3 protein-coding genes are annotated in these 1,686 nt (G+C 67.0%); all 3 read left to right on the top strand.

All coding sequences use genetic code 11. The features are described from left to right. The first annotated feature begins 116 nt into the window (after window positions 1-116). Genes NQ160_RS14345 through NQ160_RS14335 form a run of 3 tightly spaced genes read left to right on the top strand, consistent with a single transcriptional unit; the run spans window position 117 to window position 1,554 of the window. Entirely contained in the window at window positions 117-443 is a 327-nt protein-coding gene (locus NQ160_RS14345; protein WP_257515886.1) for a non-heme iron oxygenase ferredoxin subunit, read from the top strand. Between the two features lies 1 nt (window position 444). Then, the gene (sufC, locus tag NQ160_RS14340) at window positions 445-1,215 is read left to right on the top strand and encodes a Fe-S cluster assembly ATPase SufC (RefSeq protein ID WP_257515885.1); all 771 of its coding nucleotides are present in this window, start codon (window positions 445-447) and stop codon (window positions 1,213-1,215) included. 9 nt (window positions 1,216-1,224) lie between these two features. Beyond that, complete coding sequence (locus NQ160_RS14335) at window positions 1,225-1,554, top strand: metal-sulfur cluster assembly factor (protein ID WP_257515188.1); 330 nt, start codon at window positions 1,225-1,227, stop codon at window positions 1,552-1,554. The last annotated feature ends 132 nt before the right edge of the window (window positions 1,555-1,686 follow it).

Raw genomic sequence — 1,686 nt, 5'->3', positions numbered from 1 at the left:
CGGCGCCTGGTCGTGGTGGGATTCCTCGGCGAGATCATCCAGAAGACCGGCATCCCCTCGCTCGAAGAGGAGCTCACCGCGGCGATCCTCGCCGAGCTCGACGCAGGGGCGCAGGAGTGACCGCCACCCGCGTCTGCGCGCTGAGCGAGTTGGAGCAGGACTCCGCCCGCCGGGTCGAGGTCGACGGCGTGCCGATCGCCCTCGTGCTGGACTCCAACGGCGAGGTGCATGCCATCGGCGACACCTGCACGCACGGCGACATCTCGCTCTCCGAGGGATTCGTCGAGGGGGAGACCCTGGAGTGCTGGGCCCACGGCTCGGCTTTCTCGCTGCTCACCGGCCGTCCCCTGAACCTCCCCGCTTACGAGCCCGTCCCCGTCTACGTCGTCCAGATCGACGGCGACGACGTGCTCATCGACCCGAACCTGAAGAAGGAAGTCTGACATGTCTGTCCTCGAGATCCGCGACCTGCACGTGACGGTCGAGACCGATGAGGGAACGACCCCCATCCTCAACGGCGTGACGCTGACCATCCGCACGGGTGAGACGCACGCCATCATGGGCCCCAACGGCTCGGGCAAGTCCACGCTCGCGTACACGATCGCCGGCCACCCGAAGTACACCGTCACGGGCGGCTCCATCACCCTGGACGGCGAGGACGTGCTGGAGATGTCCGTGGACGAGCGCGCACGCGCCGGCCTGTTCCTCGCGATGCAGTACCCGGTCGAGATCCCCGGCGTCACCGTGACGAACTTCCTGCGCACGGCCAAGACCGCCATCGATGGCGAGGCGCCGGCCCTGCGCACCTGGACCAAGGACGTCAAGGAGTCGATGAAGAACCTGCGCATGGACCCCAAGTTCGCGCAGCGCAACGTCAACGAGGGCTTCTCCGGCGGCGAGAAGAAGCGCCACGAGATCCTGCAGCTCGAGCTGCTGAAGCCGAAGCTCGCGGTGCTCGATGAGACCGACTCCGGTCTTGACGTCGACGCGCTGAAGATCGTCTCCGAGGGCGTCAACCGCGCCAAGGAGAACACCGGCCTCGGCGTGCTGCTCATCACCCACTACACGCGCATCCTCCGCTACATCCGCCCCGACTTCGTGCACGTCATGGTCGCGGGACGCATCGCGGAGGAGGGCGGCCCCGAGCTCGCCGACCGTCTCGAGAGCGAAGGCTACGACCGCTACCTCGAGCCCGTCGCCGACGCGGGCGCGTAGGATCGCGTCATGACCGCGACGCTCACCACAGAGAAGTACGAAGAGGTCATCGAGGCGCTCAAAGACGTCATGGACCCGGAGCTCGGGATCAACGTCGTCGACCTCGGCCTCATCTACGACCTCGCGTGGGATGACGAGAACGACGCTCTCGTGATCCACATGACGCTCACCTCGGCGGGCTGCCCGCTCACCGACGTGCTGGAAGAGCAGACCGCACAGTCGCTCGACCAGGTCGTCGATCGCTTCCGCATCAACTGGGTGTGGATGCCGCCGTGGGGCCCCGAGCGCATCACCGACGATGGGCGCGACATGATGCGCGCCCTCGGCTTCGCCATTTGACGCGACACGGGCCGACACCGGACAACGGTGTCGGCCCGTGTTCATGTCAAGGTGGTCTAGCGCGCCGGTTGCGCGCCTGACTCCGGGACGATTGGCCATCGCGTGAACGACACTCCTCTGCAGGCATCGCCG

The organism is Microbacterium sp. zg.Y909, from assembly GCF_024626565.1.
Note: the sequence above shows the minus strand (reverse complement) of the source record. Positions and strands in the feature narration are given on the sequence as shown.

Bases quoted from the DNA above. Each gene is read 5' to 3' on its own strand.
- sufC (WP_257515885.1), top strand. From the start codon at position 445: ATGTCTGTCCTCGAGATCCGCGACCTGCACGTGACGGTCGAGACCGAT.
- NQ160_RS14335 (WP_257515188.1), top strand. From the start codon at position 1,225: ATGACCGCGACGCTCACCACAGAGAAGTACGAAGAGGTCATCGAGGCG.